This is a genomic window from Actinotalea ferrariae CF5-4, assembly GCF_000603945.1.
GTDB classification, from domain to species: domain Bacteria; phylum Actinomycetota; class Actinomycetes; order Actinomycetales; family Cellulomonadaceae; genus Actinotalea; species Actinotalea ferrariae.
Genome location: NZ_AXCW01000435.1, coordinates 1 through 1,696 on the forward strand (window position 1 = coordinate 1; position 1,696 = coordinate 1,696).

2 protein-coding genes are annotated in these 1,696 nt (G+C 78.2%); both read left to right on the forward strand.

Annotation, left to right across the window (positions count from 1 at the left end; all coding sequences use genetic code 11):
• On the forward strand, positions 1 to 1,241 hold a 1,241-nt coding region (gene dacB / locus N866_RS18590), incomplete at its 5' end, for a D-alanyl-D-alanine carboxypeptidase/D-alanyl-D-alanine endopeptidase (protein ID WP_155855494.1).
• Positions 1,242 to 1,245: 4 nt separating this feature from the next.
• The coding region (locus N866_RS18595) for a zinc-dependent metalloprotease (RefSeq protein WP_173406180.1) at positions 1,246 to 1,696 on the forward strand (451 nt) is incomplete at its 3' end.

Below are 1,696 nucleotides of genomic sequence, written 5' to 3' on the forward strand. Positions count from 1 at the left end.
CGCCCCCGGTGCCCGCGGGGCCGGGCGCCGCGACGGACGCGCCCCTGCCCGAGCCGGAGGAGCTGCAGGCGGCCGTCGACGCGGCGGTCGCGCACCCGTGGGTCGGCACCTCCGTGGGGGTCGTCGTCGTCGACCAGCTGACCGGCGAGCTCGTGGCCGCGGCGAGCCCCGACGTGCCGCGCGAGCCCGCCTCCACCGCGAAGATCCTGACGGCGGTCGCGGCGCTGCGGACGCTCGGCCCGGACCGCACCGTCGAGACGGCGGTGGTCCAGGAGGCCCCAGGCCGCATCGTCCTCGTCGCCGGCGGCGACGTGATGCTCGCCGCCGGGGCCGGCGACCCGACGGCGACGAACGGTCGGGCCGGGCTGGCGGACCTCGCGGACCAGACCGCCCGGGCCCTGGCGCTGGCGGGGACCACGGAGGTCGCCCTCGGCGTCGACGAGTCCGTGTTCAGCGGCCCGGCCGTCTCGCCCGGGTGGTTCCCCACCGACGTGTCGCTGGGCTTCGTGGCCCCCGTCACCCCGCTGCAGGTCAACATCGCCAAGACGCGCGAGGAGCCGTACCCGCCCCGGCACGCGGACCCGACGCTGCACGCCGCGGGGGTGTTCGCCACGCTGCTGGGGGAGCGGGGGATCACCGTCACGGGCACCGAGCGACGGGACGCCCCCGAGGGCGCCGGCCGCATCGCGGCCGTGCAGTCCGCCCCGGTGCGCGACATCGCCGAGTACGTGCTGCGGACCTCGGACAACACCGTCTCCGAGGCGCTCGGGAGGCTCGTCGCGGTGGAGCAGGGCCTCCCGGGCAGCTTCGAGGGCGCCACCCGGGCGATCCTCGCGGAGGTGGAGCGCCTCGGGATCGACGTCACCGGCGCCGCGCTCGCCGACGCGAGCGGCCTGGCGGCAGGGTCGCTGCTGTCCTCGCAGCAGCTCGTCGACGTGCTCCGCGTCGCCTCCCTGGACCCGGCCCTGCGCACCGTCGTGGTGGACCTCCCCGTCGCCGGCTGGGAGGGCACGCTGGGGGACCGCTTCGCCGAGGGACCCGGGCGCGGTCTGGTCCGCGCGAAGACGGGCAGCCTCACCGGGACGACCTCGCTGGCGGGCAGCGTGGTCACCGTCCAGGGCCGGGAGCTCCTCTTCGCGGTCGTCGCCGACGAGACGCCGCCGGGCGGCCAGCTCGGCCCGCGGCGCGTCATCGACGCCCTCGTGCAGCAGATCGCCGGCTGCGGATGCCCGTTACCGTGACCGGATGAGCCCCACCCCCGCGCACGACCGCGCCGCCGTGCCCGGCCTCGACGTCGACTGGGACGCCGCGGGCCGGTGGGCGGGGCGCCTCGTCGCCCCGGGACCCACCGGAAGCCGTGACGAGCTCCTCCACGTCGTCGACGACCTGCGGGACGCCGCCGAGCGCGCCCGACCGCTGGCCGTGCGTGCCTCACGGCTGGGCCCGTCCCTCACGCTCGCGGGCACCCAGGACGTGGCCGCGCAGGTGCTCGTGGTCGACCGGCCCGGCTGGGCGCGGGCGGCCGGGCAGTCGTTCGCGGCGCTGGTCGGCGGGCTCGCCTCCGACGACGGCGCGACCCACCGCCTCGTGCCGAGCGGTGCGACCGCGCAGACGGCCTCCCTGCTCGGCCTCCTCGCCGGCCGCGTGCTCGGGCAGTTCGACCCCTTCGGGCCGGACGGCGGGACCGCCGTCGGTG